Source organism: Dactylosporangium darangshiense, assembly GCF_039537565.1.
GTDB lineage: Bacteria > Actinomycetota > Actinomycetes > Mycobacteriales > Micromonosporaceae > Dactylosporangium > Dactylosporangium darangshiense.
Window position 1 is genome coordinate 1 of record NZ_BAABAT010000235.1, and the last position, 561, is coordinate 561.

Below are 561 nucleotides of genomic sequence, written 5' to 3' on the forward strand. Positions count from 1 at the left end.
CCTACCAAGCGCCCACCACCCCCACCGAAGAACTCCTCACACACATCTGGACCGAACTGCTCCACCTCGACCAGATCGGCATCACCGACAACTTCTTCGACCTCGGCGGCCACTCACTGCTCGCCACGCAAGCCATCACCCGCACCCGCACCACCTTCAACACCAGCGTCCCCACCGCCACCCTCTTCGACCACCCCACCATCAGAGAACTCGGCGCCGTGATCGACACCGCCGCGGCCGCCGGCTCGCGCATCCCGTCGATCGCCCGCGCCGACCGCGGCGGCCCGCTGCCGCTGTCCTTCGCCCAGCAGCGGCTGTGGTTCCTGGCAAAGCTGGACCCCGGCTCGACCGAGTACAACGCGCCCGAGGTCCTGCACTTCGACGACTCTCTCGACCCGGATGCGCTGGCCCGTGCGCTCGCGACCATCGTGGACCGCCATGAGATTCTGCGGACCCGGCTGGTCACCGACGCCGACGGGACACCGCACCAGGTGATCGACCCGCCCGGCCAGTTCTCCATGGACAAGATCGACGTCACCGGCGAGCCAGACCCACGTGCAG

At 68.4% G+C, this 561-nt stretch carries 1 protein-coding gene; it reads left to right on the plus strand.

Going from position 1 to position 561, the window contains the following annotated elements:
- Positions 1-561, plus strand: a 561-nt coding sequence (locus ABD901_RS58880; RefSeq protein WP_345145170.1) for a condensation domain-containing protein, incomplete at both ends; no start/stop codon positions are given.